The sequence below is a fragment of the Amycolatopsis decaplanina DSM 44594 genome, from assembly GCF_000342005.1.
GTDB classification, from domain to species: domain Bacteria; phylum Actinomycetota; class Actinomycetes; order Mycobacteriales; family Pseudonocardiaceae; genus Amycolatopsis; species Amycolatopsis decaplanina.
The window spans coordinates 1-432 of the sequence record NZ_AOHO01000011.1 but is presented as its reverse complement, the minus strand read 5'-3'; the positions used below and the strand labels follow the sequence as shown (position 1 = coordinate 432).

Annotated in this window: 1 rRNA gene; it reads right to left on the bottom strand. The window is 59.9% G+C overall.

Annotated elements, in window-relative coordinates:
- Positions 1-262: 262 nt before the first annotated feature.
- A 16S ribosomal RNA gene (locus H074_RS00080) occupies positions 263-432 on the bottom strand; the annotation flags it as partial.

The following is a 432-nucleotide window of genomic DNA, read 5'->3' as shown; positions in this document are numbered from 1 at the left end:
ACAAACTACGTTTCAGGGCTGTGTAAGCCCTGAGGCGTGTTGCCTCAGGACCCAACAGTGTGCACAGCGAACAACCCACCACCCAGCTCCACGACCGGGGTTCCACGCGAAGCAAGCTCCGCAGTACTAGCCGGCGGTATCACAACCGNAGTTCCACAATTCCTTGAGCAACCAGCGCCAACACACAGTCGGTGTTGAAACCCTGGCCACTCCACCACCGTTGCCCCGGGTATCCCGGCGGGGTGGATGTGTTGCTCCTTAGAAAGGAGGTGATCCAGCCGCACCTTCCGGTACGGCTACCTTGTTACGACTTCGTCCCAATCGCCAGTCCCACCTTCGACCACTCCCTCCCCTTACGAGGTTGGGCCATGGGCTTCGGGTGTTACCGACTTTCATGACGTGACGGGCGGTGTGTACAAGGCCCGGGAACGT